17 protein-coding genes and 1 pseudogene are annotated in these 23506 nt (G+C 70.6%); 6 read left to right on the top strand and 12 right to left on the bottom strand.

Going from position 1 to position 23506, the window contains the following annotated elements; translation table 11 throughout:
- Nucleotides 1-214 precede the first annotated feature (214 nt).
- From ACFP1K_RS09075 to ACFP1K_RS09065, 3 genes are read left to right on the top strand one after another with little or no spacing between them, the layout of a single operon-like run.
- Nucleotides 215-1339: an NAD(P)/FAD-dependent oxidoreductase gene (locus ACFP1K_RS09075; RefSeq protein ID WP_380748998.1), complete on the top strand. Its 1125-nt coding sequence runs from the start codon at nucleotides 215-217 to the stop codon at nucleotides 1337-1339.
- A 10-nt stretch (nucleotides 1340-1349) separates the two neighbouring features.
- A complete protein-coding gene (locus tag ACFP1K_RS09070; protein WP_380748996.1) occupies nucleotides 1350-2702 on the top strand; it encodes a hypothetical protein in 1353 nt (450 codons plus the stop codon).
- A gap of 34 nt (nucleotides 2703-2736) precedes the next feature.
- Nucleotides 2737-3744, top strand: coding sequence for a LacI family DNA-binding transcriptional regulator (locus ACFP1K_RS09065; protein WP_380748994.1), 1008 nt, complete (start codon nucleotides 2737-2739; stop codon nucleotides 3742-3744).
- Nucleotides 3745-3779: 35 nt separating this feature from the next.
- Here ACFP1K_RS09065 and ACFP1K_RS09060 read toward each other — a convergent pair whose 3' ends face one another.
- Nucleotides 3780-5636 (bottom strand): P-loop ATPase, Sll1717 family, encoded by a 1857-nt coding sequence (locus tag ACFP1K_RS09060; protein WP_380748992.1) that lies wholly within the window; start codon nucleotides 5634-5636, stop codon nucleotides 3780-3782.
- Nucleotides 5637-6114: 478 nt separating this feature from the next.
- On the opposite strand from ACFP1K_RS09060, the gene ACFP1K_RS09055 reads away from it, so the two are divergent.
- Nucleotides 6115-7608 (top strand): SMP-30/gluconolactonase/LRE family protein, encoded by a 1494-nt coding sequence (locus ACFP1K_RS09055; RefSeq protein ID WP_380748990.1) that lies wholly within the window; start codon nucleotides 6115-6117, stop codon nucleotides 7606-7608.
- A gap of 67 nt (nucleotides 7609-7675) precedes the next feature.
- Here the strand turns inward: ACFP1K_RS09055 and ACFP1K_RS09050 are convergent, their stop codons facing one another.
- The 6 genes from ACFP1K_RS09050 to ACFP1K_RS09025 all read right to left on the bottom strand — a co-directional run bounded on the left by ACFP1K_RS09050 (nucleotide 7676) and on the right by ACFP1K_RS09025 (nucleotide 17247).
- A complete protein-coding gene (locus tag ACFP1K_RS09050; protein ID WP_380748988.1) occupies nucleotides 7676-8746 on the bottom strand; it encodes a VWA domain-containing protein in 1071 nt (356 codons plus the stop codon).
- Nucleotides 8747-9700 carry a VWA domain-containing protein gene (locus ACFP1K_RS09045; protein ID WP_380748986.1) on the bottom strand — a complete coding sequence of 318 codons (954 nt, stop codon included), beginning with the start codon at nucleotides 9698-9700 and terminating at the stop codon, nucleotides 8747-8749.
- 112 nt (nucleotides 9701-9812) lie between these two features.
- Nucleotides 9813-10697, bottom strand: coding sequence for a DUF58 domain-containing protein (locus ACFP1K_RS09040; RefSeq protein WP_380748984.1), 885 nt, complete (start codon nucleotides 10695-10697; stop codon nucleotides 9813-9815).
- 4 nt (nucleotides 10698-10701) lie between these two features.
- Entirely contained in the window at nucleotides 10702-11691 is a 990-nt protein-coding gene (locus ACFP1K_RS09035) for an AAA family ATPase (protein WP_380748982.1), read from the bottom strand.
- 26 nt (nucleotides 11692-11717) lie between these two features.
- Nucleotides 11718-12500, bottom strand: a complete 783-nt coding sequence (locus ACFP1K_RS09030) for a S1C family serine protease (RefSeq protein WP_380748980.1) — start codon at nucleotides 12498-12500, stop codon at nucleotides 11718-11720.
- A gap of 205 nt (nucleotides 12501-12705) precedes the next feature.
- A complete protein-coding gene (locus ACFP1K_RS09025) occupies nucleotides 12706-17247 on the bottom strand; it encodes a carboxypeptidase regulatory-like domain-containing protein (RefSeq protein WP_380748978.1) in 4542 nt (1513 codons plus the stop codon).
- Between the two features lie 346 nt (nucleotides 17248-17593).
- Here ACFP1K_RS09025 and ACFP1K_RS09020 point away from each other — a divergent pair, with 346 nt between their 5' ends.
- Nucleotides 17594-18139: a winged helix-turn-helix domain-containing protein gene (locus tag ACFP1K_RS09020; RefSeq protein WP_380748975.1), complete on the top strand. Its 546-nt coding sequence runs from the start codon at nucleotides 17594-17596 to the stop codon at nucleotides 18137-18139.
- Nucleotides 18140-18282: 143 nt separating this feature from the next.
- Here the strand turns inward: ACFP1K_RS09020 and ACFP1K_RS09015 are convergent, their stop codons facing one another.
- The 4 genes from ACFP1K_RS09015 to ACFP1K_RS09000 are packed head-to-tail and all read right to left on the bottom strand — an operon-like array spanning nucleotide 18283 to nucleotide 21752.
- Nucleotides 18283-19128, bottom strand: coding sequence for an ABC transporter permease (locus ACFP1K_RS09015; RefSeq protein ID WP_380748973.1), 846 nt, complete (start codon nucleotides 19126-19128; stop codon nucleotides 18283-18285).
- Complete coding sequence (locus ACFP1K_RS09010) at nucleotides 19125-20126, bottom strand: ABC transporter ATP-binding protein (RefSeq protein WP_380748971.1); 1002 nt, start codon at nucleotides 20124-20126, stop codon at nucleotides 19125-19127. Before ACFP1K_RS09010 ends, ACFP1K_RS09015 begins: the two co-directional genes overlap by 4 nt.
- On the bottom strand, nucleotides 20123-21211 hold the full coding sequence (locus tag ACFP1K_RS09005; protein WP_380748969.1) for a hypothetical protein: 1089 nt from the start codon (nucleotides 21209-21211) through the stop codon (nucleotides 20123-20125). The genes ACFP1K_RS09010 and ACFP1K_RS09005 overlap by 4 nt, the downstream gene beginning before the upstream one ends.
- Nucleotides 21195-21752 (bottom strand): sigma-70 family RNA polymerase sigma factor, encoded by a 558-nt coding sequence (locus ACFP1K_RS09000; protein WP_380748967.1) that lies wholly within the window; start codon nucleotides 21750-21752, stop codon nucleotides 21195-21197. The genes ACFP1K_RS09005 and ACFP1K_RS09000 overlap by 17 nt, the downstream gene beginning before the upstream one ends.
- Nucleotides 21753-21976: 224 nt before the next feature.
- Here ACFP1K_RS09000 and ACFP1K_RS08995 point away from each other — a divergent pair, with 224 nt between their 5' ends.
- Nucleotides 21977-22549 carry a hypothetical protein gene (locus ACFP1K_RS08995; RefSeq protein WP_380748965.1) on the top strand — a complete coding sequence of 191 codons (573 nt, stop codon included), beginning with the start codon at nucleotides 21977-21979 and terminating at the stop codon, nucleotides 22547-22549.
- 64 nt (nucleotides 22550-22613) lie between these two features.
- Here ACFP1K_RS08995 and ACFP1K_RS08990 read toward each other — a convergent pair.
- A pseudogene (locus tag ACFP1K_RS08990) lies at nucleotides 22614-23294 on the bottom strand (glycoside hydrolase family 11 protein); the annotation flags it as partial.
- Between the last annotated feature and the right edge of the window lie 212 nt (nucleotides 23295-23506).

The raw sequence follows: 23506 nt of genomic DNA, 5'->3' as shown, positions 1-23506 counted from the left end.
GTCGGATCACGTCGGTCCGCCGGGGTGAGCGGCGCCGTCCGCTCATCTTCGACAGGGCGGGCTCACTTGACGTGCGAAACCGGGCATGCTTGGTTGTAACTAGTTACTGAAACTAGTTACAACCAAGCAGGGCCTGGGGCGCCGAGCTGAGTCACCAGTTCCGTTTACTCGCCCGGTCGTCAAGCCCACGAGAGACGAGGGAGGCCGGATCAGCATGGTTGCGCATGTGGTCGTCATCGGTGCCGGTGTCTACGGGGCGGCGGTGGCCGCCGGGCTGACGCGGCGGGGTGCTCGTGTCACGGTCGTGGACGCCGGGGCACCGGGGGGCGGCACCTCCGGGGCGACGTTCTCGTGGACCAACTCCTGCGGTAAGCAGCCGCGGGCGTACCACGAGCTCAGCGTGGCGGGCATGGTGGCCCATCGGAAGCTGGCCGCCGGCGTGCCTCATGGTGACTGGTATCACGAAGTTGGCAACCTCGAATGGGCCGCCGACGACGCCGGGCGCGTGGAGCTGCGTAAGAAGGTCGCGGGCGTGCTCGACTACGGGTACGAGGCACGGTGGCTCAGCCGGGTGGAGGCGCTGCGGCTGGAGCCGGACATGGACCCCGCGGAGTTGCCGGACGACGAGATCGCCTACTTCCCGCGCGAAGGCTGGATCGAGCCTGCCCGGCTGATCGGCCACCTGCTGTCGAGTGCGGTGGCAGGTGGTGCCGAACTGGTGGTGAACGACGGCGTCATCGGCCTAGAGGTGACGGCGGGTACGGTGCGCGCCGTGCGGCTCGCCTCCCGGCGGCGGCTCCTCGCGGATGCGGTCGTGAACTGTGCGGGACCTCAGGCCGCCGGGATCGCCAAGCTGGCCGGACTGGTCCTGCCCATGCGCAATACCCGCGGGGTGCTCGTCTCCTGCTCAGCGGGCGCGGTATCGGTGTCGCGCGTCATCCATGCCCCGCACGTCCATCTACGGCCGGACGGCGGCGGGCGGCTGCTGCTGCACACCCATGAGATCGACGGGGCGGCGCAGGTGTCCGGCACCGGGGAGATCAGTGTCGACCCGTCGGCCGTCGGCAAGGTGGTGGAGGCCGGTCGTGCGCTGTACCCGGGACTCCGAGCCTCGGCCGTAGAAGGCGTCCGGGTCGGTGAACGGCCCATCCCCGGCGACGGCCTGCCGGTGCTCGGCCGGGTCCGCGCGCTGCCCAACTTCCACTTCGCGGTCTCGCACAGCGGCGCGACGCTCAGCGTGCACGCCGGCGACCTGGTCGCCGGCGAGGTGCTCGACGAGGACCACGACGACGCGCTGGCGGCGTTCCGGTTCGAGCGGCCGGCGCCGGCGGCGCGGTAACGGAGGAATCGTGCACACGCTCGTCCTGCACGGCTGCGACCTGGTCGACGGCACGGGCACGGATCCGCAGCATGGGGTCGACATCGTCGTCGCGGGGGGCACCGTCCGCGAGATCGTTCCCTCGCGGCCGGCTGACAGCTACGGCACGGTGGACGAGATCGTCGACGCTGCCGGAATGCTGATGATCCCCGGATTGATCAACAACCACACCCATGGCACCGCGTACGGACCGCTGTTTCCCAGCGGGCACGAGGGCCTGCCGCACGAACAGGTCCTCGCCAACCTCGACCGGCACCTGCTGGAGGGGACGACCACGGTGCTCTGCGTGGACGGTTTCGTCACCGCCGAGGCGCTCGCGCGCACCGGCGAGGCGCACCCGATCAACATCAGGCTCGCCTCGTGCAACACGCCGGCGTGCCTGGCGGCGGCGACCATCGCCGACGGCGGCGGCCTCACCGAGGCGAACCGTGTGTTCACCGCGCGGCACGCGGTACGCGCCGGCGCGGTCGCGCTCGGGGAGATCGGGGCGGGGCACACTCTCGGTGGGGGCGGGGCGAGTTACATGTACATCCCGGCCGAGGTCGAGAGACGTACCGGCGTGAAGATCACCCCCCGGCAGGCGAACGGGCTGAAGACCGCGGTGCTGGGCCGGCACATCTCGGAGAAGGCGTTCAATCGGGACCGTGTCGAGGAGGCCCTGGCGAGCGCGGGCCTGACCGGCACGCTCTCGGTCGAGGACACCCGTGAGATCGTCTCCGGCATCGTCCTGCCGGCCTTCGACATCGCCCTGCACGGGCTCGCCGAGGCGGCCGGGCAGGCTCGCGAGGCGGGCGTACCGGTGCTGGTGCACAACGCGGCGGCGTCGATGACCCAGGTCGCCTCCATCGCGGAGACGGACGTGACCCTGATCGCCGGGCACTCCAACCATTCGAGCTTCGAGCTCCGCGAGGCCGTCGAGCACGCCGGACGGCTCAAGGAGATGGGCGCGATCGTGGATGTCTCCACCCTGGACACCTTCGGGGCCCAGCGGCTCACGACCGGGCCGGAATTGCTTTATGCGATGTTCTCCGCGGGGGTGGTCGATACGATCTCGACCGACTACGCGGGCGGCCACCACGACCCGATCCTGCTGGCGATCGACCGATCCATCAAGGCGGGCGTGGTGAGCCTGCCGGCGGCGGTCGCGATGGCGACCGCCAACGTCGCGGACGCCGTCCCCGGCGTGGCACCGCGGCGTGGCCGTGTCGTGCCGGGAATGATCGCCGACCTCGTGCTGACGGACCCCGCGGAGCTCCACCATGTGAAAATCGTCATGGTCGGCGGCGAAATCGTCGCGAGAGCCGGTCGGCGCGTCGCCGCCTGACCGGCGCCGGAACCGGTGGGGGGTCGGGAGAATCATGGTGAAGCGAGCGACCATCGGCGACGTCGCCGCGGACGCCGGCGTGTCCACGGCCACGGTCTCCCGCGTCATCAACGGCGGCGCCGTCACCGAGGCGACCGCCACCCGGGTGCGGGAAGCGGTCGCTCGTCTCGAGTACACCCCCAACGCGCTCACCAAGGGCGTTTTCGCCGGACGTTCCAGCACGATCGGAGTCGTCATCCGCGATCTGAGCAGCCCGTTCTACCTCGACCTGATTCGCGGCATCGACGAGGTGGCGACCGCCAACGACAGCCTCGTCATGCTGGCCAACACGTTCCGTCGCGTCGACCGCGAGGTGGCCCAGGTGCGGACCATGGACGAACAACGGGTGCGCGGGCTGATCGTGACGACCGGCGAAGAGACCGACGGCCGGACACGCCGGATGGCCGAGAACGACACCCCCTGCGTGATCATCGCGCGCTCCGTGCCGGACGCGCCACCCGGCATGCACTCGATCAGCCTGGACAACGTCGAGGCCGGGCGGCTGATGGCCGTCCATCTGGCCGGGTGCGGGCGGTCGTCCATAGGCGTCGTCGCCTCGGGACGCCGCCCCTCTCAGATCCAGCGCACGGCAGGGCTGCGGCAGGCCCTCGCGGACCTGGGGCTGCCCTTCCCCAAGGACGCGGTGGCGGTCGCGGAAACCGAAGACGAGGTGAGCGGTGCCGTCGGCGCGCTGCTCGACCGCGGCCGTGTCCGCGGCGAGCCGTTGGACGCGATCGTCTGCACCACCGGCCGGCTCACCGTCGCGGCTCACGCGGCCCTCACCGCCCGCGGCATCGCCATCCCCGGCGACATCGCGTTCCTGACGATGGACGATTTCCCCTGGGCCGCCGCGCTCGGAATCACCGTGATCGCCCAGCCCGCCTACCAGATGGGCCTGAGGGCGGCCGAACTCGTCGTCGACCGCCCCCGCGGACCGGTCGAGCTCGTCTTCGCGCCCACGCTGCTCGCCCGCACCTCGTGCGGTGAGCACCAGAAGACCTGATTCCAACCGGGGATCCCGGCCCGGACACCGGGGCGTCAGCTGTCGGAGCCACCCGAGCCGCTGCGGCCGATGCCGTAGACGGTGTCGCGGGCCTCGCGGCCGATGGTCCGGAGGTCGGTGGCGAGGAATTCGGTGGTGCTGGCGCGGATAAGGCCGTCGGCGACCAGGCGGTCAGCCATCTCGTTGAGGTGGGTACTGATCACGCTGACCTCCTCGTAGTAGGAACCTCCGGAGGACAGGAAGCGGTGGACATGGTCGAGGACCCTGCGTAGGTCGGCGTCGACCGAGAGTTCGGCCTCGCGGGGAAGGCCGGCCCGGCCGAGCCTGGCCAGCAGGCGCCTGATCCGATGGTCGAGCTGGGCGAGGGCCCGCTGGTCAAGCGAGCCACGCTGGCCGAAGAAGCCGTGAATGCCAACGGCGATCGCCCTGCTGGGGTCGAAAACCGCCGCACTGGTCGGGGCGGTGGCGCGGAGGGCCTCTCGGAAGCAGGGATGGAGGTGGAACTCCTCGTCGGTGAGGAGGACACCGTCGCCGTGTTCGTGGGCGTAGATCAGGTGGCTGTTGCGCCGGACGCCCAGGAGCCCAATCGAGTAGAAGATCTCAAGGAGGGCGGGCGCCGAAAGGATCTGGGCATGGTCGCGGAATCGGTCGCGAAGAACGTCCAGGTGCGGCGCAAGTCGTTCGCCGAAGGCGGTGCGCATGACGATATAGCCGTGGTCGCGGAAGACCGGGTACACGGCGTCCAGGAAGGGGTAGTTGACCTCGTACTCGTTCGCGAGGTCCTGGAGCTTCCAGCCCGAGTATTCGCGGATCGCCCCGTCGATCGCTGCGCCGTCGACGTAGGGGGCACCACGGAAGCCAGCCGTGTCGCGACAGAGGTTGTAGAGGTGGATCACGTCGCGGGGACGGCCCAGCGTGTGACCGTAGAGGTACCGGGCGGTGGGGACGTCGCGATGACGCGCGGGGAAGAGCTCGCCCCACAGGGCGGTGGGCGCGAGTGCGTGACCGACCGAGGCGACCGCGCGGGCCAGGGCGAGGTCGGACAGGCTCTGGGCGGTCCAGTCGATGCGTATCTCCATGCCGTGGAACTTGTCCTTGTCGGCGAACTGGAGGAGATCGTAGATGTCGCTGCGCAGGAAGGTGACGCAGGAGACGCGCGGATAACGGACGGACGCCTCGCGAGCAGCGGTCAGCAGGCCCCTGACCAGGGCGTCGGATTCGCCGTCGTTGCTCCAGACGTCCTCGATCTGGTCGACCAGGAGGAGCAGCCTCGGGTGGTCGGCCGGGCAGGCGAGCTCCTCGATGGCTTTGATCACCCGCTGCTCGACCAGATCGAGCCCGGCCGTAGCCTTGATGCCCTCGGGCGCGCCGCCTACGGTCAGCTCGACGTTCACTCCGAAGGCGCCCAACTTCAGGCTGGTCCTCAGCTTCTCGACGATCTGCCAGAAGCGCGGGCGGGTCTCGGCCAGCTCGCCGTTGGCGGTGAGAAACTCGCGCAGTGCTTTCACCGAGGGACGCTTCCCTTTGGGATGATCCCGCTCGGCGTGGGCGACGATGAACCGGGCCGTCTCCGTGGCCAGCGCGTAGCGCCAGATCAGCTTCTTGGCCATCGTTGAGGCGATTCCGGTCAGCTCGAAGTCGCGCAGCGCCCCCGCCGAGAGGGTGTCGGGCGTGATCAGCTTGGTGCTGAGCCCCGGCTCGTCCTCGGCGTACAGGGCACGGCAGATGGCGCTTTTCCCCGACCCCTTGCGCCCGATGACCAGCGTCTTGGCCCCCCGCCGGACGGCCTCATAGACATAAGTCCGCTGAAACCCCGCCAGCAGCAGCCCTCCCTCGGCGACATCGCTCTCGGCGTCATCCCGCCCGAAGAAGAGCCTCTCCAGATCGGTCACCGTGGTCTCCGTTTTCACTGGGCTACGCGAATAAGACGCGAACCCACTGCGCCCGGTTCACGTTCCGCTCATGGACGGTGACGCCGAAGATGTCGGTCGTCCTGAGATGACGCCCGCTCCGGGAACTGTGGCGGGCCGCTCGTGTTCCGCCGTCGGGGCTTGGCGTGAGCTGAACGTTTCAGGGTGGTGGCCTGGGGTTCTTTGGGATGCCGATCGGGTCGGCGGATGGGTGCGGAGGCATGTTCACCCAGGCTGAGGTGGACGTTGGCCGGGGTGCGGGCGGGGGCTGTGAGGGGAGGGGGTTACGGCGGGTTTCGTAGTGTGCGCGTTGGGGCGGGCGGGTGGTCGCTTACGCGGTTAATTTGGGGACGCACGGTCGGCGGTGTGCCGCGTGGCGTGCCGGTGGATTTTGCGGGTCCGACCGGCACCGTGGCGCGGGTGGTGGTTGCCCGTTGTCGTTTCGCGAAAGGACTTCCTGATGAGACGAAGCATCGCCGCTGTCGCGGTCACGGGGCTGGCCGTGGGGCTGGTCGTCGCCGGTGGGGTCGCGGCGGTGACGGTGCCGGCGGCGGCGGCTGCCGGGTGCAAGGTGACGTACAAGATCGTCAATCAGTGGGGGGGCGGCTTTCAGGGGGACGTGGCCATCACCAATCTCGGGGACCCGGTCAGCAGCTGGAAGCTGGAGTTCGACTTTCCCAACTCCGGCCAGAGGATCACGTCCGGGTGGAACGCCACGTGGACGCAGTCCGGCGCGCGCGTGACCGCTAGCAGCATGTCCTACAACGGGTCCATCGCCACCAACGCCACGGTCAGTGGCATGGGGTTCAGCGCGAGCCTCACCGGCGCGAACCCTCTGCCGAACACCTTCTGGCTCAACGGCTACATGTGCAGTGGGCCCGTGACCCTCAGCCCCACCCCGACGGTCACCCCCACGCCGACGCCGACCCTGACGCCCACGCCGACCCCTACCCCGACACCCACGCCCACGCCGACCCCCACCCCGACACCCACGCCCACGCCGACCCCCACGCCGGGTACGCCGCGGCCCGGTGTCGGGCCGTGCACGCCGGGTACCACGTACCCCAATCCGCTGCCGTCGGCGTCGGTGACCGCGACGAAGATCCGGGACGGGTTCAACTTCCTGGAGGGCCCGGCCTGGGACGCCACCACCCAGACCCTGCTGTTGTCGCACATGCGCGACGGCACCGGGTCGGAGGGTGTCCAGCCCTCGGACGTGCTGCGGTTCACCGAGCCGAACACCTTCGAGACCTTCATCGCCGGCGCCGGGAGCAACGGCCTGGCGATCAGCCGGGACGGGGGGACGCTGCTGGGCGCGACGCACGACCAGCGCAGTGTCTCCTCCTTCCGCCTGCCCGACCGGACGCGGGGCGTGGTGGCCTCCTCGTACCAGGGCCGCGTCTTCAACTCGCCGAACGACCTCACGGTCGGCGCCGACGGGACCGTCTACTTCACCGACCCCGACTTCCAGCGCGCGAACCGGCCGGACCAGATGTCCGGCCGCACCGGCGTGTACCGGGTCAAGGGCGGCGTCGTCTCGCTGATCGACGACACCATCCGGCAGCCGAACGGCATCGTGCTCTCCCCTGACGGCAGGACGCTGTACGTCGGCGGCAACGGTACGGGGCGGGTCTACAAGTGGCCGGTCAACGCCGACGGCAGCGTCGGCACGCGTGCCGACTTCGCGTCCCTGACGGGTTCGGACGGCGCGACCATCGACTGTGCCGGCAACCTCTACCAGGCGTCCTACAACGACGGAAAGGTCCACGTGTACGCGCCGTCCGGCGTGAAACTCGGCACCATCTCCGCCGGGCTGAACACCACCAACGTCGCCTTCGGCGGCCCCGACGGCCAGACGCTGTACATCACCTCGGGCACGCCGTCCCGGGGCGGGAACACCGGCAACTTCGGCCTCTACCGCCTCCGGCTGAACGTCCCCGGCTGGCCGTACTGACCTTGGGCCACCGGCAGCCCTTCCTCCACCCCGCTCGTCGACGACCTGCTCCGCCGGCGTTGACGGCTCATGACCTTGGCGGTCGCGGGGTGGGGGGGCGGGGGCGGTTCCACCAGAGGGAGAGGGAGAGGGCCGTGGTGATGAGGAGGGCGGCGCCGCCTGCGAAGGCGAAGGATGTGTCCACGCGGGTGTGGATCACGGTGAAGGTGGCGGGGAGGGCTGCCAGGGCGGTTTGGAGTTCCTTGGCGTTTTCGGCGCGGTGGTAGGTGCCGCCGGTGGTCTTGGCTATTTGCTTGAGGGCCGGCTCGTCGATGGTGCGGGGGTTGCGGCCTCGGTCGAAGCCGCCGCGGCCACGGCCGTAGCCGCCGAAGCCGCCGTAGCCTTCGAACTGGGTGTTGTCGCAGACCATGGGCGACGGGTTCGTGGTGCCGAAGCCGATGGGGAAGACGCGGACGCGGCGGAGGGCCGCTTCCTGGGCGGCGGTCTGCGGTTCCACTCCCTGGGTGTTGGCGCCGTCGGTCAGGACGATGATGGCGGCGCTGGCGTAGCCTTCTCCGCTGCCGTTGCCGGGGATCGCGCCGGTGGGGGGGACCGTCGGGTCGACCTCGGCGATGGCGTCGATCGAGGTGAGCATCGCCTGACCGATCGCGGTGCCGCGGGAGACGGTGAGGTTCTCCAGTGCCTCGATCAGCGAGTCGGTGTCGTCGGTGGGAGGGACGAGCAGGCCCGCGGTGCCGGCGAAGGTCACCAGGCCGATGCGGGGGCCGCCTCGCTGGGACTCGATGAAGTCCGCGGCGGCCTTCTTCGCGGCGGTGATGCGGTTGGGGTCGACGTCCGTGGAGCACATGGAGCCGGAGGTGTCGAGGGCGAGGAGGATCGTGGCCGACGTGCGGGGCACCGGCACCGACGCCTGTGGCCGGGCGGCGCCGACGGCGAGCAGTGCCAGGCCGGCGACGAACAGCGCGGCGGGGATCTTCCGCGTCCAGCGGGTACCGCCGGGCACTGCGATCCGTACGAGCGCGATCGAGGTGACACGTACGGCGGCCCGCCGGCGGCGGCGTCGTGCCCACTCGCGGATGGCGAAGATCAGTGGGATGGCCAGGATCGACAGCAGCGCCCACGGCCATGAGAACGACATTCAGATCACCCGTCCAGACCGGAGCACGGTGAGCGCCGCTCCCGCGGTGAGCAGCGCGAGGGCGAGCCCGATCAGCCCGCCGGCGAGGGGCAGCGGCTCGTCGGAGACGGTGAGCCGTAGATCGATGGTGTCGGCGATCCCGTCGAGGCGCGCGGCGTCCGAGGCGGGATGGTAGGCGCCGCCGGTGGTCCGCGCGATCAAGGTGAGCATGTCCTTGTCGAGTGACGTCTGCAGGTTGTAGCCGTCGACCTTCACCGTCGCCCCGGCCTCGGTGCCGACCCCGACGGTGTGGATGTGGACGCCCGCCCGCTGGGCCACGGTGGCGGCCCGTTCGACGTCCGCGCCCTGGTTCTGGCCATCGGAGATCATCACGATCGTCGCCGACGGCCAGTAGCCGATGTCGGGCGCCTCGGCGTCGTCGCGGCCGAGGGCCACCGGCTTACCGGTGATCGCCGACAGCGAGGCCGTGATGGCCGTCCCCAGCGAGGTGCCGCCGGTGAGCTTCAGCCGGCCGATGGCCGCGAGCGCGATGGAGTGGTCGGCGTCGGGCCGTGCGGTGGTGAGCGCGCCTTGCTCGAACGCGACGACGCCGATGTCGACGCTGCCGGGCTGCGCCGCCACGAACGCGCGGGCCGCCCGCTGCGCTGCCGCCAGCCGGGTGGGCGCGACGTCGTCGGCACCCATGCTGTTGGAGACGTCCATGGCGAGGATGACGGTGCCCGCGGTGCGCGGGACCGGGACCATGGCCGCCGGTCCCGCGGTGGCGACCGCGAGTACCGCGACGCCGGAGATCGTCAGGCCGAGACCGAGGTACGCCCGCCGGCCGCCCGGCACGGCGACGCCGGCCGCGGTGAGCGCGGCCGTCCGGCGGCGTGCCGACACGACGGCCACCCAGGCGAGCGCCGCCGTGACGAGCAGTCCGACGACCAGCAGCAGCGGGGAGGAGAGAGTCACGAGGCCTCCTTCGCCGGCCTTGTGACCAGGGTGATGTGGCTGTCGACGAGCTCGGTCGTGCCCCGCGCCTGGGCCGGATCGCGGAAGGTGCCGTCTCCGTCGATGGGCTCGGTCATGCCGACCGGTCCTGTGTCCGGGCGACGACCTCGACGAGCGCCTCGGCCAGGTCGCGGTCGGTGTCGATGCGGTGGACGGGGACCCCGGCCCGGCGCATGCCCGCCGAGAGGCGGGCGTCGCGGGCGTCGACGGCGGCGCGGAAGCGGACCTGGAGCAGCGGGTCGGTGGAGTCGACGACGAGTTGCTCGCCGGTCTCGGCGTCCTCGACCACGATCAGGCCGGCCTCGGGCAGTACGTCGTCGGCGGTGTCCACGATCCGCAGGGCGACGACCTCGTGCCGCCGGGCCAGGCGCTGGAGCGAGCGTTCCCAGTCGCCGTCGCCGATGAAGTCCGACAGTACGACGACGAGCGCGCGGCGGCGCGCCAGCCGTCCGGCCGCGTCGAGCATCTCCGCCAGGTCGGTGGTGGCGCCGCCGCGGGCCGCGGCGGTGCGTTCCAGCTCGGCGGCGATCCGCAGGGCGTGCCGGCGGGTGGTGCCGGGCGGGACGACGCGCGGCGCCCCGGTGTCGTACAGCAGGGCGCCGACGCGGTTGCCGCCGCGGCCGAACATCCGGGCGAGGACGAGCGCGAGCTCGGCGAGCACCTCGTGCTTGCCGCGTCCCGGCCGGCCCGCCGTCATCGACGCCGACCGGTCGAGCACGAGCCACACCGTCAGCTCGCGGTCCTCGGTGAACAGCCGCAGGTGCGGCTCGTCCAGCCGTGCGGTGACGTTCCAGTCGATGTGCCGGGCGTCGTCGCCGTCGCTGTAGGTGCGCAACCCGGTGAAGTCGATGCCGGAGCCGCGGTGCGCGGTGCGGTGAGCGCCCTGGAGCCTGCCGTCGAGCCTGCGGACGACCTTCCACTCCAGGCGGAGCAGCAGCTTTTCCGAGGTGGTGGCCATGGGCTCAGCGGTTCTGCAGGACGACGTCGGGTGCCCGGACGGCCCGGAGCACCCGGGTGACGATCGTGTCGGCGTCGACGTCGTCCGCGAGGGCCTCGTAGGACAGGACGAGGCGGTGGCGCAGCACGTCGAGTGTGAGCTCGGCCAGGTCGTGCGGCAGGACGTAGTCGCGGCCGCGCAGGAACGCCAGCGCCCTGGCGCCCGTGACGAGCGCGATGGACGCCCGCGGGCTCGCCCCGTAGGTGACGTACCGTTCCAGCTCGCCGAGGCCGGCCATCGCCGGGGAGCGCGTCACGGCGACCAGCCGTACCGCGTAGTCGACGATCGACGGATCGACGTACACCTGTTGAGCGCGGGCCCGCATCGCCATCAGCTCGTCGGCCGTCACCATCGGCTGTGGCGACTCCGGTGGACGCAGCGCGCGGGCGACGATCGCCTGCTCCTCGATCGGCGTCGGGTAGTCGACGACCACCTTCATCATGAAACGGTCGACCTGCGCCTCCGGCAGCGGGTACGTGCCCTCGGACTCGATCGGGTTCTCCGTCGCCATGACCAGGAACGGCTCGGGCACCCGGAACGTCTCGCGGCCGATCGTCACCTGATGCTCCTGCATCACCTCCAGCAGGGCGCTCTGCACCTTGGCGGGGGCGCGGTTGATCTCGTCGGCCAGCAGCAGGTTCGCGAACACCGGGCCGAGCTCGGTGCGGAACTCCCCGGAGTGCTGGTGGTAGACCCTGGTGCCCACGAGGTCGGCGGGCACCAGGTCGGGGGTGAACTGGACGCGCTGGAAGCTCCCGTTGATCGCGGCGGCCAGGGACTTCACCGCGAGCGTCTTGGCCAGGCCGGGCACGCCCTCGACGAGAAGGTGGCCGTCGGCGATCAGCGCGACGGCCATGCGCTCCAGCAGGGTGTCCTGGCCGACGATCGTGCGTTTGACCTCGAACAGCACATGTTCGAGCGGGTGGGCCGACTCGGGGGAATTGGTCGAGGTCATAGGTGTTCCTTCTCGTGCCGCTTCGGTCAGATCCGGCCCGGTGGGCCGTCGCCATCGCCACCCAGGGCCTCGACGACCGGCACCGCGAAAGCGATGCCGGCGAACGCTTCGTCGCCTCCCGGGTCGGCCATCGAGACGACGATCCCGACAAGCAGGCCGCGAGCGTCCAGCAGAGGACCGCCGGAGCTGCCCGGGTTGACGGAGGCGTCGAACTGGATGAGCCCGCTCAGGTCGCCGTCTTCGTCCTCGGCGACCCGGTCCAGCCCCGACACCACGCCGGTGGAGACGCTGTAGGTCAGGCCCAGCGGATTGCCGATCGCCACGACGGGCGTGCCCACGGCCACGGCGCCGCCGATCGTCGCCGGGACGACGATCTCCGGCAGCTTCGCGGGCTTGAGCGCCGCGACGTCGCGGCCGGGGTCCGACGCCACGACGACGGCCTTCGCCTTGGTGCCGTCGGCGAACGTCACGGTGACGTCCTCGGCGTCTTTGACGACGTGGTTCGCCGTCACGATCGTCCCGTCGTCGGCCGTGATCACCCCGGTGCCGAGCGACCGCCCGGCCCGGATGACCACCACCGACGGCCCGACCCTCTGGAAGACCTGGGCCACGGTGAGCGCCGCGGTGGGCGTCGGTGTCGGGCTCGGCCGGGGCGCGGCCTTCTCTCCGTTTCCACCGCCGCCTCCCAGCCAGTACGCCAGCACCGCCACGACGACAAGCGCGGCGCCCGCGGCGACGAACCACCGAGCCCTCCCGGCCACGGCTGCCTGAGCCTCGGCCGGACCGGTCTCCTGCGGCACGCGCTCCATTACCCCAATCTATAAAAATTAGCGAAAAGTGCCATAAAAGTCCGCCTACGAACTCCATGAGAACCAGTCCCCGCAGCCGCCGGTGGGCAGCGGGACCGGAAACGTTGCCATGGTCGAGGATCTGTTCTTCCGCCGGCTGCTGGGCCACGCGACCGAGTGGGCCCGCGCCGCCGTGCGGCGCGGGCCCTGCGGGGCGGGTATCGGATCAGCAGGCCTCGGGGCGGAGGGCGAAGTTGGTGGTCACCGTCTTGCCGTCCCTGATCGTGACGCGCTTGGTCTGAGGTATCCAGCCGTCACGAGCCACGATGATCTGGACCGGATTGGCACGTTTCGGCCCCCAGATCGCGTACCGGCCAGTCGTGTCGGCCTTGAGGGTGTAGGTCCACCCCTTGGTGCCGTCGATCTGGACGGTCGCCCCCCGCAAGGGAGAGCTGACGTTCTGGCAGTCCACCCCGGTGACGATCCCGGTCAGTTTGCCCCAGTCACTGGGGGGTTTGACCGTCATCGTCACACCGATCGGCGGCACCGGGTACGGCGTGTTGGACTTGATGCCGAACTGGGCGGTGTAGGTACCCGGCTGGGCGACGCCGGCCGCCGAAGTGGCGGCGAGCGTGACGGTCACCGTGGCGCTCTGCCCGGGGTTAAGGCTCAGCGTGGCCGGCGAGGCCGACAGCCACGGTACGTCGATGGCGGTGGTGCACTGCTCGAAACCGGGCAGCAGTTCGCTCTCCGCCGTTGGGGTGAACCCGCCGCTCGATCCACCGACCTTCATGAATCCGCAGGCCGCCGCGGCGCGGTAGCGGGCGAAGTTGGCGTTCGGCAGCGCCGTCCAGGTGTTGGCCGCCGGGTCGTACGCCCAGCCCTGGTTGGTCACCGTGGTCGAGTTGTTGATGACGCCGGTGGAGAGCAGCAGCAGCCCGTTGGCGGTGTCGGCGCCGGTGCCCCAGAAGTCGACCGGGAGATCGGCCAGCTGGGTCCAGGAGTTGCTGCTCGGGGTGTAGGCGTAGGTGCTCTTCAGCGTCGTGGCCCCGTTGCCGCCGGCGCAGTACACCTTGCCGTTGATCCCGCCGCAGCCCTGCCAGGCCACGGGCACCGGGTACGGCGCGGTCGTGATGAACGTGTCGGTGCCCGGGTTGTACCGGACGACCAGGTCGGATCTGGTGCAGGTGCTGGTGGTGCAGCCACCGACCAGATAGATCTGGCCGCCGAGCACCGCCACGCCGGCCGCCGCGCGGGGCTGGGGGTTGACCGCGGTCCGCGTCTGCCAGACGTTGGTCGCCGGGTTGTAGGCGTAGACCTTGTTCGACGGGGTGCCGGCCGTGTCCCAGCCGCCGAACACGTACAGCGTGCCTTCGACGAAGGCCGCCTGCGGTTTCTCCAGGGCCGCGGGCACGTCGGCGATCCGCGTCCAGGTGTCCGTCGGCGGGTCGTACGCGTAGGCGTTGGCGAGGTTCGCGGTGGCGGAGGAACCACCGACGGAGTACACCTTCCCCTCGAACGCCGCCGCGGCGTTGTCCATCACCGCCACCGGATAGTTCGCCGTCGTCACCCACGGCGGCGCGTACGGCGACGGCTCGAACGGGACGCCCGGTTTGCTGTCACCGCGCCACGCGGGCGACACGCCGCCCCCTTTCACCATGTTGAGTTGCAGGGGCGCGCCTCGCGGTCCGAGGATCTCGAATCCGCCGCGCCGTTCCGACAGTTCGACGGTGGCAGGCGCGTTGCCGGTGTTGCGGATCGTCGTCTTCACCGTCTTGGTCTGGCCCATCGTCTGGGTGCCGGTGACCGACGACGGGGTGATGGTCAGCCGGCCCGCGTTGAGACGGAAGTCCGCCTTGGTCGCCGCGTCGGCCGCCACGTTGACCGTGGAGGTGACCGGGCCGTAGCCACCCTTCGCCGCGCTGAACGGATGGCCGCCGGTCAGGGTGGAGAACATCCAGTAGAAACCGTCGCCGAGCCCGCCGTCGTCGGGTGTCGCCGCGGTGGTCGCCTTCTCGTCCGGCTTGTCGACGCTGGTCACGGTCGAGCCGTTGAGACCGGTGCCGGTGTTGCCGTCGAGCACCTGGCCGACGACCAGGCCGCCCGGGATCGGGGCGCAGGACCGGTTGACCAGGGAGACGTTGTCCAGTTCCCACCACCACGCGAAAGCGCCCTTGTAGTGGAAGCGGATCCGCACGTCGGCCTTGCCGCCGGCCGCGGGAAGGGCCAGCTCCTCCACGACCGGCCCGCGGCGGCTCGCGGTCGTCCAGTTCGACACGATGCTCCACGTGGTGCCGCCGTCGACGCTCAGCTCGACGTTGGCGAACCCGTTGAGGGCGCGGTAGTCGCTGTTGAATCGCAACACGGGCGACGGCACGGCCGACAGGTCCAGGACCGGCGTCGCCAGATCGGTGTCCATGGTCGTGCCCGATCCGGGCGCGTCGCTGTCGGCGATCGCGTAATTGCCGCTGCCGCCGGTGAGGTTGCCCCGGTTCTTCGGGTCGGTGAACGCCCAGCCGCCGCTCGGGGTGCGGTTCACCACGCTCCAGCCCTCGGGCGCCGCGCCGGACTCGAACGCCTCGGTGAACAGCGGAGCGCCGTAGGCGTACTTGTATCCGGCGGCGGTACAGGCACTCTCCACGGCCAGGCCGATGTCCTTGACCTGGTCGACGGCACCTACCTCGACCCGCACGGTGGTCTGCTGGTAGGAGGGATACATCGCCTTCACGCTGAGGTCGTACTGGCCGGCTGGCAGCTCGACGCTGTAGGCGCCGGTGGCGGGTGCGGTGAACACCGAGCCGCCGGGCATGCCCGGCACGTCGATCCGGGCGTACAGCGGCCAGCCGTGCCCGGAGACGTCCTTCACCACACCGGAGACCTTGTGTCTGGCGACGGCGGCCAAGGTGAAGTCGGCCGTCACCGAGCCGCCGTCCGGCACGGTCACGGTCGCGCTGCTCGGCGCGTAGCCGAAGGCCGTGACGGCGATCTCCTGCTCACCTGCCGGCAGGGTCAGCTTGTAGGTGCCGTCGGTGCCCGTGGTTGTGCCGCTGCCGCCGGCTCGCACCGTCGCGCCCGCGATCGGCCCACCCGAGTTCGAGGTCACCTTGCCCTTCACGTCGCCGTGCGGGCCGGCCGCGCAGGTGGGGAACTTCAGCGCGCCCACCCGGGTCTGCCATCCGGCGGTGCTGGTCGTGGCCAGGTACTCGGAGGTGAACCAGAAAGTGCAGCCGTCGGACGGGTCCACCGACATGGAGCTGTAGTCGCCCCATCGGGACGCGGTGTGGGTCTGCGCCCCGGTGCCGGCGACCAGTGTGCGCTCGGCCTGCCCGAGCTGGCCGAGCGTGTCCCCGGAGAGCCGTCCGGCCAGGCGGATCGAGGGAAAGGTCGTGGTCCCCGAGACGGAGAACCCGAACGCGATGTTGCCGGAGACGTCCATCGCCCCGCTGCCCATCCAGCGATGGTCGGCGTCCGGGGCATAGGTGCCCTGCTGGTGAAGGCTCCAGTTCGCGGGGTCGGTGCTGCGCAACTCGTACCAGCGCATGCCGGCGTGGTCGGTGGCGCCCGCGTCCACCGTGTGGTTGAGGACGATCGATGCGTGATCGCCGAAGTTGCGGTACGCGGCCCGGTACATCAGCCGGTCGGCGATGGCGTCGAGCTTGGCTGCGGATCCCTGCTGCGGGATGCAGGAGCGGGCGTAGTTACACATGTTGGAGTCGAAGGGGGCCGTTTCGAGGAACCGGCTCGGCGCCAGATTGTCGCCGAACGTGGAATTCTCCGGGGTCGTCCAGTCGACCTTGAAGTCCCACATCAGCAACCGGTCGGTGGGCGAGATGCCCCACGCGTCGTCGTCGGCCATCACGAACGGGTTGGGCGCACCGGGCGGGGGCGCCATGCCCTCCGCGTCGGAGGGCAGGAGGCCGCCGAAGTCGGGTCCGAGGTGGAAGTACACCATGCGGGCAGGTAGGCCGGCGAGCATCTTCTCCCGTTCGAACGCCACCGCGCCGGCGCCCGCGAACGACGGTGAGAACTCGTTGGCCGTCATGTAGTAGGCGTCGGGCCAGATCCCGTATTTGGGATAGTCGTTCATCCGGCTCTGGTGGTAGAAGAAGTCGTACCGGTAGAAGGCACCGGTCGGGTCGGAGGTCTGGGAGATCGCCATGCACTGGTGGAAGCCGGCGGTCCCGCCGGGCACGGCGAACTGCGTGACCATCCAGCGGTCGGCCTCCTCGTCGTACAGCACCACCGGATCGCCGTCGTTGCTGGTCTCGCACGGCCCGCCGAGGCCGTCGAACAGCGCGTTGCCCGGCAGCGGGCCGAGCAGCAGGTGGCCGGTCTTGTCGTAGACCGCGTAGGAGAGGTTCACCATCTGCACGTAGTGGTTAGGGCCCACGTCGCCGTTGGTGTCCGGCGGCAGCACCGCGTCGACGTTGCCGACTCCTTCGAAGTCGGCGGTGAACTCGGGCACCTGCGTCGCGGTGACCGCCTGTTGCAGCACCTCGCCGCCGGTCTTGCCGGTCGGTTTCACCGCCTCGCGCGGCAACGGACGGGACGGTTGCTCGTCGGCCTTGGCCTTCAGGGCGCGGGTGCTCTTGGGAGTGACGTCGCGCAGCATGCCGGACAGGTCATGCCTGACGGCTTCGCGCACCTCGGGTCTCACGGCGGCGGCCCCGGGTTCCTGGCCGGTGGACCGCGCCGCCGATCGGGCGGTCGTCTGCGCGGCTGCCGGAAGGCCACCTAAGAGCATGAGCAGGGTGGCGAAGATGGCCACCAGGGGCGCTGCTCGTCGTTTTCGTCCTCGTGATGCAGTCAACGGGAGAGCCTCCTTGCTGACGGCCGGCATGGGTGCGCCAGGCCGCGGGATCATGCAGGGTGGGGACGCCTTGCCGGTGGGCGGTAAGGGTTTCTCGGCCAATGGGTGATCGGGACGTGGCGGGCCGCCGGGGTCGTGCGGCCCGCGATCATCGTCGGCTCCGGTCTATCTCCACTCAAGATCAGGGGATGGGCAATGGCGGGGCGAAATCGGCTCGACGCGTGTCGTGACGCCCTGACCGGCGTGACGTAACGGTTGAAAATTCCATATTGACTGCGGTGGAGGCCGTTGCTTTCCTTAGCGCATGAGCGATAGCCCGGTGGACGGTCTCGATGAGCAGCCGGTCATCTTGTGCGTGACATCCAGTCGCCACAAGCGGGCACAACTGGCTCAAATGATGAGCGGTTGCGGAACTCTGCTGATGTTTCCCGACATGAAGTCCGTCCGCAGCGTGTTGTTCGGCGAGGCGCAGGTGAGCGCGCCCGCACCGGTGCGCGAGATGGTCACCCTGGGCCCGCTGGTCATCGATCGCGACCGGCAACAGGTCAGCTGGGCGGGAAGAGTACTTCCACTGACCCGCATCGAACGGGAGGTGCTCGCCGCCCTCGCCAGCCCGGGACTCCGGGTCTGGACCTACCAGCAGCTCTACGAGCAGGTCTGGGGCGCGGAATATCTCGATGACGTGTCCGCGGTCCGGTCGACGGTCAAGCGGCTGCGCTTCAAACTCCGCGAGGCCGACGCGTCGATCATCCTGGAGTCGATGCGGGGCGTCGGATTCTTCCTGGTCGAGGCCGTGGACGATGAGAATTCCGCGAATACCGCCGAAGCCAACCAAGAATCACACCTATAGCACAGGGAGAAATACACCCCGGTCACGAGCTCGAAATCGCTCCGGCACGAGTGCGTCATCGCACGAGGGGTTTCCCGGGGGTTATTTCGCTCGACCGGGTTCCATTCGTGGCCGGTGGAAGCTCCCGCCTCCAGAGGCATGGCTCACAGGTCTCGGCGCCGGAAGATCACTGCGGCGAGGGCGAGCAGGAGGAGGACCCAGGTGGCGGTCCAGGCGAGGTAGGGGGTTGTGAGGGGGGTTTGACTGAGGAAGGGAAAGTCGGCGAAGGAGGGGAATTGGGTGAGGATGGTGGGGTCCTGGAAGCCGTGCATAGCGCCGCGCCATAGGCCGTCGGTGGGGAGGAGCATGCGGGAGACGGTGCCTACTCGGGCTACGCCTTCGTTGTCGAGGGCCAGGCCTACGCCGCCTACGACGCCGGCTATCCAGGCGGCGCCGAAGAGGCCGACCGACACGATGCCTGAGGCCATGGGGGAGATCACGGTGGACAGCATCAGGCCCAGGGTCAGCAGGACGGCTGTCTGGGCGGACAGTAGGGCCAGGCCGGTTACCGGTTGGGGGGGCCAGTAGCCCACGGTGGTCCAGACGATGAGTAGTTGGGCCAGGCCGACCAGGGCTATGAAGCCGCCGCCGAAGGCGACCAGGCCCAGCCACTTGCCGAGGAGGACGGACGAGCGGCGGATGGGGCGGGCCAGCATCGACAGTGCGGATCCGGACTCGATCTCGCCGGCCAGGGTGGGGCCGGCGAGGAACGCCGTGCCCAGGGCGGCGATGAGGCTCAGGCCGAACATCACCAGGTTCTGCACCTGGGCGGCCGCCAGGCGGGCCTCTCCGGTGGTGAGGGTGCCGAAGTTCGCGTTGAGCCGGGAGAATCCCCAGGCGCTGAGCGCGAGCAGGACGACCGTCATCACGGCGAGCGCGTGCAGCACGCGGCGGCGGCCTGCCTCCTGGAGGGTGAGGGCGGCGAAGGTGAGCACGATGCGGCCGTTCATGGGCGGTCCTCTCCGGGGTCGGCGCGGAGGATGCTCAGCAGGCGTTCCTCAAGGCTGATCCGCACGGGCTCGACGGCGTGCACGCGCACCCCGAGGCCGACCAGATCGGCCACGAGGTCCGGCACGACGGTGTTGGCCTGCTCGGCGGGCAGCGCGACGGTGAACGAGTCTTCGTCGCGGGTGAGCCGGCCGGCGGCGGCCAGCCGTGCCTCCGCGTCCGCGTTCACCCCGTCGAGGCGCAGCCGCAGCTCCCGGCGGCCGAGCAGCTCGGCCAGGGTGCCGGACGCGGCGACCTGGCCCTTGTCGAGGATGACGACCCGGTCGCACACCCGCTCCACCTCGCCGATGAGGTGCGAGTTGATCAGGACGGCGACCTGGCGGGCTTTCAGGGCCAGCAGCAGGTCGCGGACGTCGGCCCGGCCGAGCGGGTCGAGGGCGCTCGTCGGCTCGTCGAGGACGACGAGCTCCGGGCGGGCCACCAGCGCGACGGCCAGGCCGAGGCGCTGCTGCATGCCCTTGGAGAAGCCGCCCACCCGGTCGCCGGCGCGGTCGGCGAGGCCGACGGCGGCCAGGCATTCGCGCTGTTCCCCGTCCGGCACGGTGACGCCGGCGAGACGGACGTGCAGGCCCAGTACCTCGGTGGCGGTGAGCCACGGCTGGTACCGGAAGAGCTCCGGCAGGTAGCCGACGCGGGCGCGGGCCCGCGGGTCCCGTGCGGGCCGTCCGAGCAGCAGCACGTCGCCCGCGTCGGGGCGGACCAGGCCGAGCAGGATCTTGATGATGGTGGTCTTGCCCGCTCCGTTCGGCCCGAGCAGGCCCATCACCTCGCCGCGGCCGACGCTGAAGGAGACGTCGTCGACCGCGGTCTGCCGCCGGTACCGCTTGCGCAGGCCCGAGCACCACACCGCCTGCGCGGGAGGCAGGTCGGCGAGCAGCCGCGCCGCGGCCTCGGTGCCGGAGGCGGGGCCGGCCTCCCTGGCGGCGGGGCCGGGGGTCATCGGTCCCACCGCAGGCCCCGGGCCACCGACAGCGCCTCGTCGGCGCTCAGCGAGCCGGCCACACCGGTGATGACACCGCCGTCCACCCAGACGACGCCCGCCAGCGTGCCGTCCCGCGAGGCGAGAACCGAGGCCGGCACCCCGCCGACGTCGGCGGTGGAGGTCTTCATCCTCTCGGTCGCCACGATCAGGGGCAGCGTCGTCGCGGTGCCGGTGAAGCCGCGCAGCTGTGACGCGATGTTCTCCGGCAGGTTGGGCAGCGACAACAGGTAGTCGCGGGCCGTCTCGAACGGGACGCCCGAGGAGTCGACGGTGGGGGCGACCGCGCGGGCCACGATCATGGCCGGGGCGGGGCGGCCCGCCGACCAGACCGCGACGAGTCCCGGGCCGGCGCTCAGCCGGAACCGGCTGCCGTCCAGGCCGGGGGGCGGTGGCGGGAGCGTCCCGCCGGATGCCTCGACGCTCCGCGTGGTCTTCGCGACCGAGAAGGTGAACACCGCGCCCACCTTGCCGGCGACCCGGTACGTGGGCCGGCCCGTCACGCCGCGGGGCAGCCTGCCCACCCGCGGGACGGAGAGGCCCGTGGCCTCGCGCGCGGCGTCGGCGCCGGCGACCGGGCGTATGTCGACCTTCCCGGTCATCTCGATCTCGCCGAAGGCGGACAGGTCGGGCAGTTTCACCAGGTCGGCCCGGGGGACGGCGACCGGGGCGATCTGCTCGGCGTGGAAGATCCGCAGCCAGTCCGCGGCGGCGGCGACACCGGCGCCGCTCAGGATGACGACGACGCCGATCACGGCGACCACCGGGTTGCGCAGCCTCCTGTGCCACCGGCCGGGACGGGCGGCCGTGACCACGCGCGGCCGTTCCTCGGCGGCGACCGCGTTCGCGAGGCGCCGCCAGCCCGCGTCCACGTCCACGGGGAACTCGGCGCTCAGCGCCGCGCCGGTGAACGCCGCGTCCCGCTGGGCGGCGGCCAGCCCGGACAGGCACGCCGGGCAACCGGCGATGTGCGCGCGGTCGGGCTCGGCGACGCCGTCCGGCTCGTCAAGGAGCCGGCGCAGCGTGCCGTCAGTCGGATGACGCATGACGGTTCAACTCCTTGCGCAGGGCGGACTCGGCGCGTCGCACGGTGGTGCCCACGCTGCCGGGGGAAAGGTCGAGTGCGGCGGCGACCTCGGCGTAGCTGAGACCGCTGTGCCGGAGGACGAGGGCGACGGCCTGTCTGCGGGGCAGCCGCGCCAGCGCCGCCCGTACGCGGCGGCGCTCGTCGCGGGTCACGACGGCGTCGGCGACATCCGGGCAGACGGCGTCGCCGTCGTCGGCGGCCTCCTCACGGGAGGCGCGGCGGCGGCCGGAGCGCAGGTGGTTCAGCGCGGTGTGCGCCGCGGCGACGGACAACCACCGCGTCGCCTCGCCGGCCGGCACCGAGGAGCGCCCGAACGTCAGGAACACCTCCTGGGCCACGTCCTCGGCCTCGTCCCGGGAGCCGAGCACCCGGGCGGCGACCGCGGCGACCCGCGGATAGGCCGTGCGGAAGACCTGTTCGAGGTCGGGCCGGACAGCCTCTCGTCCCGGAGGATCCGACACCACCACGCCGTCCTTCCGCTCGGCTCGCCCGGCCGGCACGCCGCGTCCCTTCCCGGACGGGGCGACCGGCGGCGCGGCGGCCGATGGGCTCCAAGCACGTCCAGCAACGTCCACATGTATAGAGCACCGCCGGCGGCCCGCATGTGACACCGTCCGTCGAATGACGCCTGCCGGGAGCTCCCGGCGGGATGAGTAGGGGGATACTCTGTCGCCGCCCCACCCGCGCGTTAGATCTTCGTGGCCGAAGGGTGGTGGAAGGTGTCATGAACAAACCAAAGGTCGACGTCTATAAGGTTCTGGCCAAGTACGGGGACGCGCTCTCGGCGGAGAGCATCGCCGCGTCGGAGTATCCGGACGACGTCAAGCGAACGTTGTCGTGGGCCGCCGACAGCGGGGACGTCAGCACCCAGCTGTGGGCGATCGTGCTGCGCGCCGCCGTGCCCGCCGGGTTCCTGAACTCGGTGGCCGCCGACGACTCCCCGCTCGCGGCCCGGATGGCCGAGACGCTCGGGATCGAGCCGGCCGACCTGCTGGCCTCCGAGGAGGAGGCCCGGCTTCTCCGGGCGGGCGAGGACCCGCTCCCCGTGCTGATCTACAGGTCGCGCCTGCGGGACGACGAGTCCGGCCTGCTGCCCGCCATGCGGGCCGCTTTCGCCGCCGATGACGGGTTCCTGGGAGAGGGCGGCCTCACGACGGAACTGGTCCCGGGGATCGGCGCGACGCAGTGGCGGTGCTACTTCGCCTGCTCTCTGTGCGCGGTCCTCATCGTCGATCCCGTACCCGCCGACGAGATCCCCGCCTGCGCGGCGTGCCTGAAGTTCTGCACCTTGGGGTGAGGCCGGACGGCCAGGAGGGTGATCGAGAGACCTCGATCACCCTCGGAGGCTCAGGCGGTCAGCGGACGGTGATGTTGGAGTTGCCGCTGCTCTGGTAGCCCTCGGTGGCCATGATCTGGTAGTCGTGCCTGCCGAGGTTCATCCCGGCGCGGGCCCAGGCGTCGAAGTGGTTGCCGGCGGTGATGGTGCCGCCGGTCTTCTTCTGCTGGCGGACGCTCCAGTACTGGTTGAAGGTCCTGGTGCCCTCGATGGAGGGGGCGTTGTAGCGCGTGGTCATGTAGATGTCGTACGTGCCGCCGTCGCTGGTGACCGTGCCCTTGTACGACCCCGTGGGCCGGTAGGTGCCCCAGTTGTCGACGATGTAGTACTCGACCAGCGGGCCTCGCGTCCAGCCGTAGAGGGTCAGGTAGGAGTTGCCGGAGGGGTTGAAGCTGCCCGAGTAGGTCACGGTCCTGCGGGAGCCGGGGTTCCAGCCCTTGCCGGCGACGAAGTTGCCGGTGTTGCGCCACGACGTGCTGTACTGCCCGCTGTTCAGCAGCTCCATGGAGACCGTGCCCTGGGAGTCTGTCCAGAAGGAGTAGAAGTATCCGCCGTGGTTGCCGGTCTGGTTGGTGGTCACGGCCGCGTTGGCGACACCGGGCACCATCATGAGGACCGCGGCCAGTGCCACGGCGGCGGTACGGCCGATGAGCAGCCCGGCGCGGCCGGTTGTGCGGCTCTTCGGGCGGGCGGGGACGTGGTTCATGTGCGTGCTTCCTCCTCGTGATCGCTGGCGAGGCTGGTGGAGCGACATGCGACCCGGGCCCGGGGGATGGCGAAACTATCGGAGTGGTGTCGAAAGTATTGACCTCTTTGCTGGCTGTCAACCTCCGGTGTAAAGTTTCTCAAATCTCGGGTCTGGTGACTGTTAGATCCACTCGGCGCCTTTACCTGGCAATAGATATGCACAGCGAGCGT

The sequence above is a fragment of the Sphaerisporangium aureirubrum genome (assembly GCF_042658925.1).
Lineage (GTDB): Bacteria > Actinomycetota > Actinomycetes > Streptosporangiales > Streptosporangiaceae > Sphaerisporangium > Sphaerisporangium aureirubrum.
This window is presented reverse-complemented; position numbering and strand designations above follow the sequence as displayed.

What these genes read in the sequence shown, in the direction of transcription:
- ACFP1K_RS09075 (WP_380748998.1), top strand. Translation starts at nt 215, where the DNA reads ATGGTTGCGCATGTGGTCGTCATCGGTGCCGGTGTCTACGGGGCGGCG.
- ACFP1K_RS09065 (WP_380748994.1), top strand. Translation starts at nt 2,737, where the DNA reads ATGGTGAAGCGAGCGACCATCGGCGACGTCGCCGCGGACGCCGGCGTG.
- ACFP1K_RS09055 (WP_380748990.1), top strand. Translation starts at nt 6,115, where the DNA reads ATGAGACGAAGCATCGCCGCTGTCGCGGTCACGGGGCTGGCCGTGGGG.
- ACFP1K_RS09050 (WP_380748988.1), bottom strand. Translation starts at nt 8,746, where the DNA reads ATGTCGTTCTCATGGCCGTGGGCGCTGCTGTCGATCCTGGCCATCCCA.
- ACFP1K_RS09040 (WP_380748984.1), bottom strand. Translation starts at nt 10,697, where the DNA reads ATGGCCACCACCTCGGAAAAGCTGCTGCTCCGCCTGGAGTGGAAGGTC.
- ACFP1K_RS09035 (WP_380748982.1), bottom strand. Translation starts at nt 11,691, where the DNA reads ATGACCTCGACCAATTCCCCCGAGTCGGCCCACCCGCTCGAACATGTG.
- ACFP1K_RS09030 (WP_380748980.1), bottom strand. Translation starts at nt 12,500, where the DNA reads ATGGAGCGCGTGCCGCAGGAGACCGGTCCGGCCGAGGCTCAGGCAGCC.
- ACFP1K_RS09020 (WP_380748975.1), top strand. Translation starts at nt 17,594, where the DNA reads ATGAGCGATAGCCCGGTGGACGGTCTCGATGAGCAGCCGGTCATCTTG.
- ACFP1K_RS09015 (WP_380748973.1), bottom strand. Translation starts at nt 19,128, where the DNA reads ATGAACGGCCGCATCGTGCTCACCTTCGCCGCCCTCACCCTCCAGGAG.
- ACFP1K_RS09010 (WP_380748971.1), bottom strand. Translation starts at nt 20,126, where the DNA reads ATGACCCCCGGCCCCGCCGCCAGGGAGGCCGGCCCCGCCTCCGGCACC.
- ACFP1K_RS09005 (WP_380748969.1), bottom strand. Translation starts at nt 21,211, where the DNA reads ATGCGTCATCCGACTGACGGCACGCTGCGCCGGCTCCTTGACGAGCCG.
- ACFP1K_RS08995 (WP_380748965.1), top strand. Translation starts at nt 21,977, where the DNA reads ATGAACAAACCAAAGGTCGACGTCTATAAGGTTCTGGCCAAGTACGGG.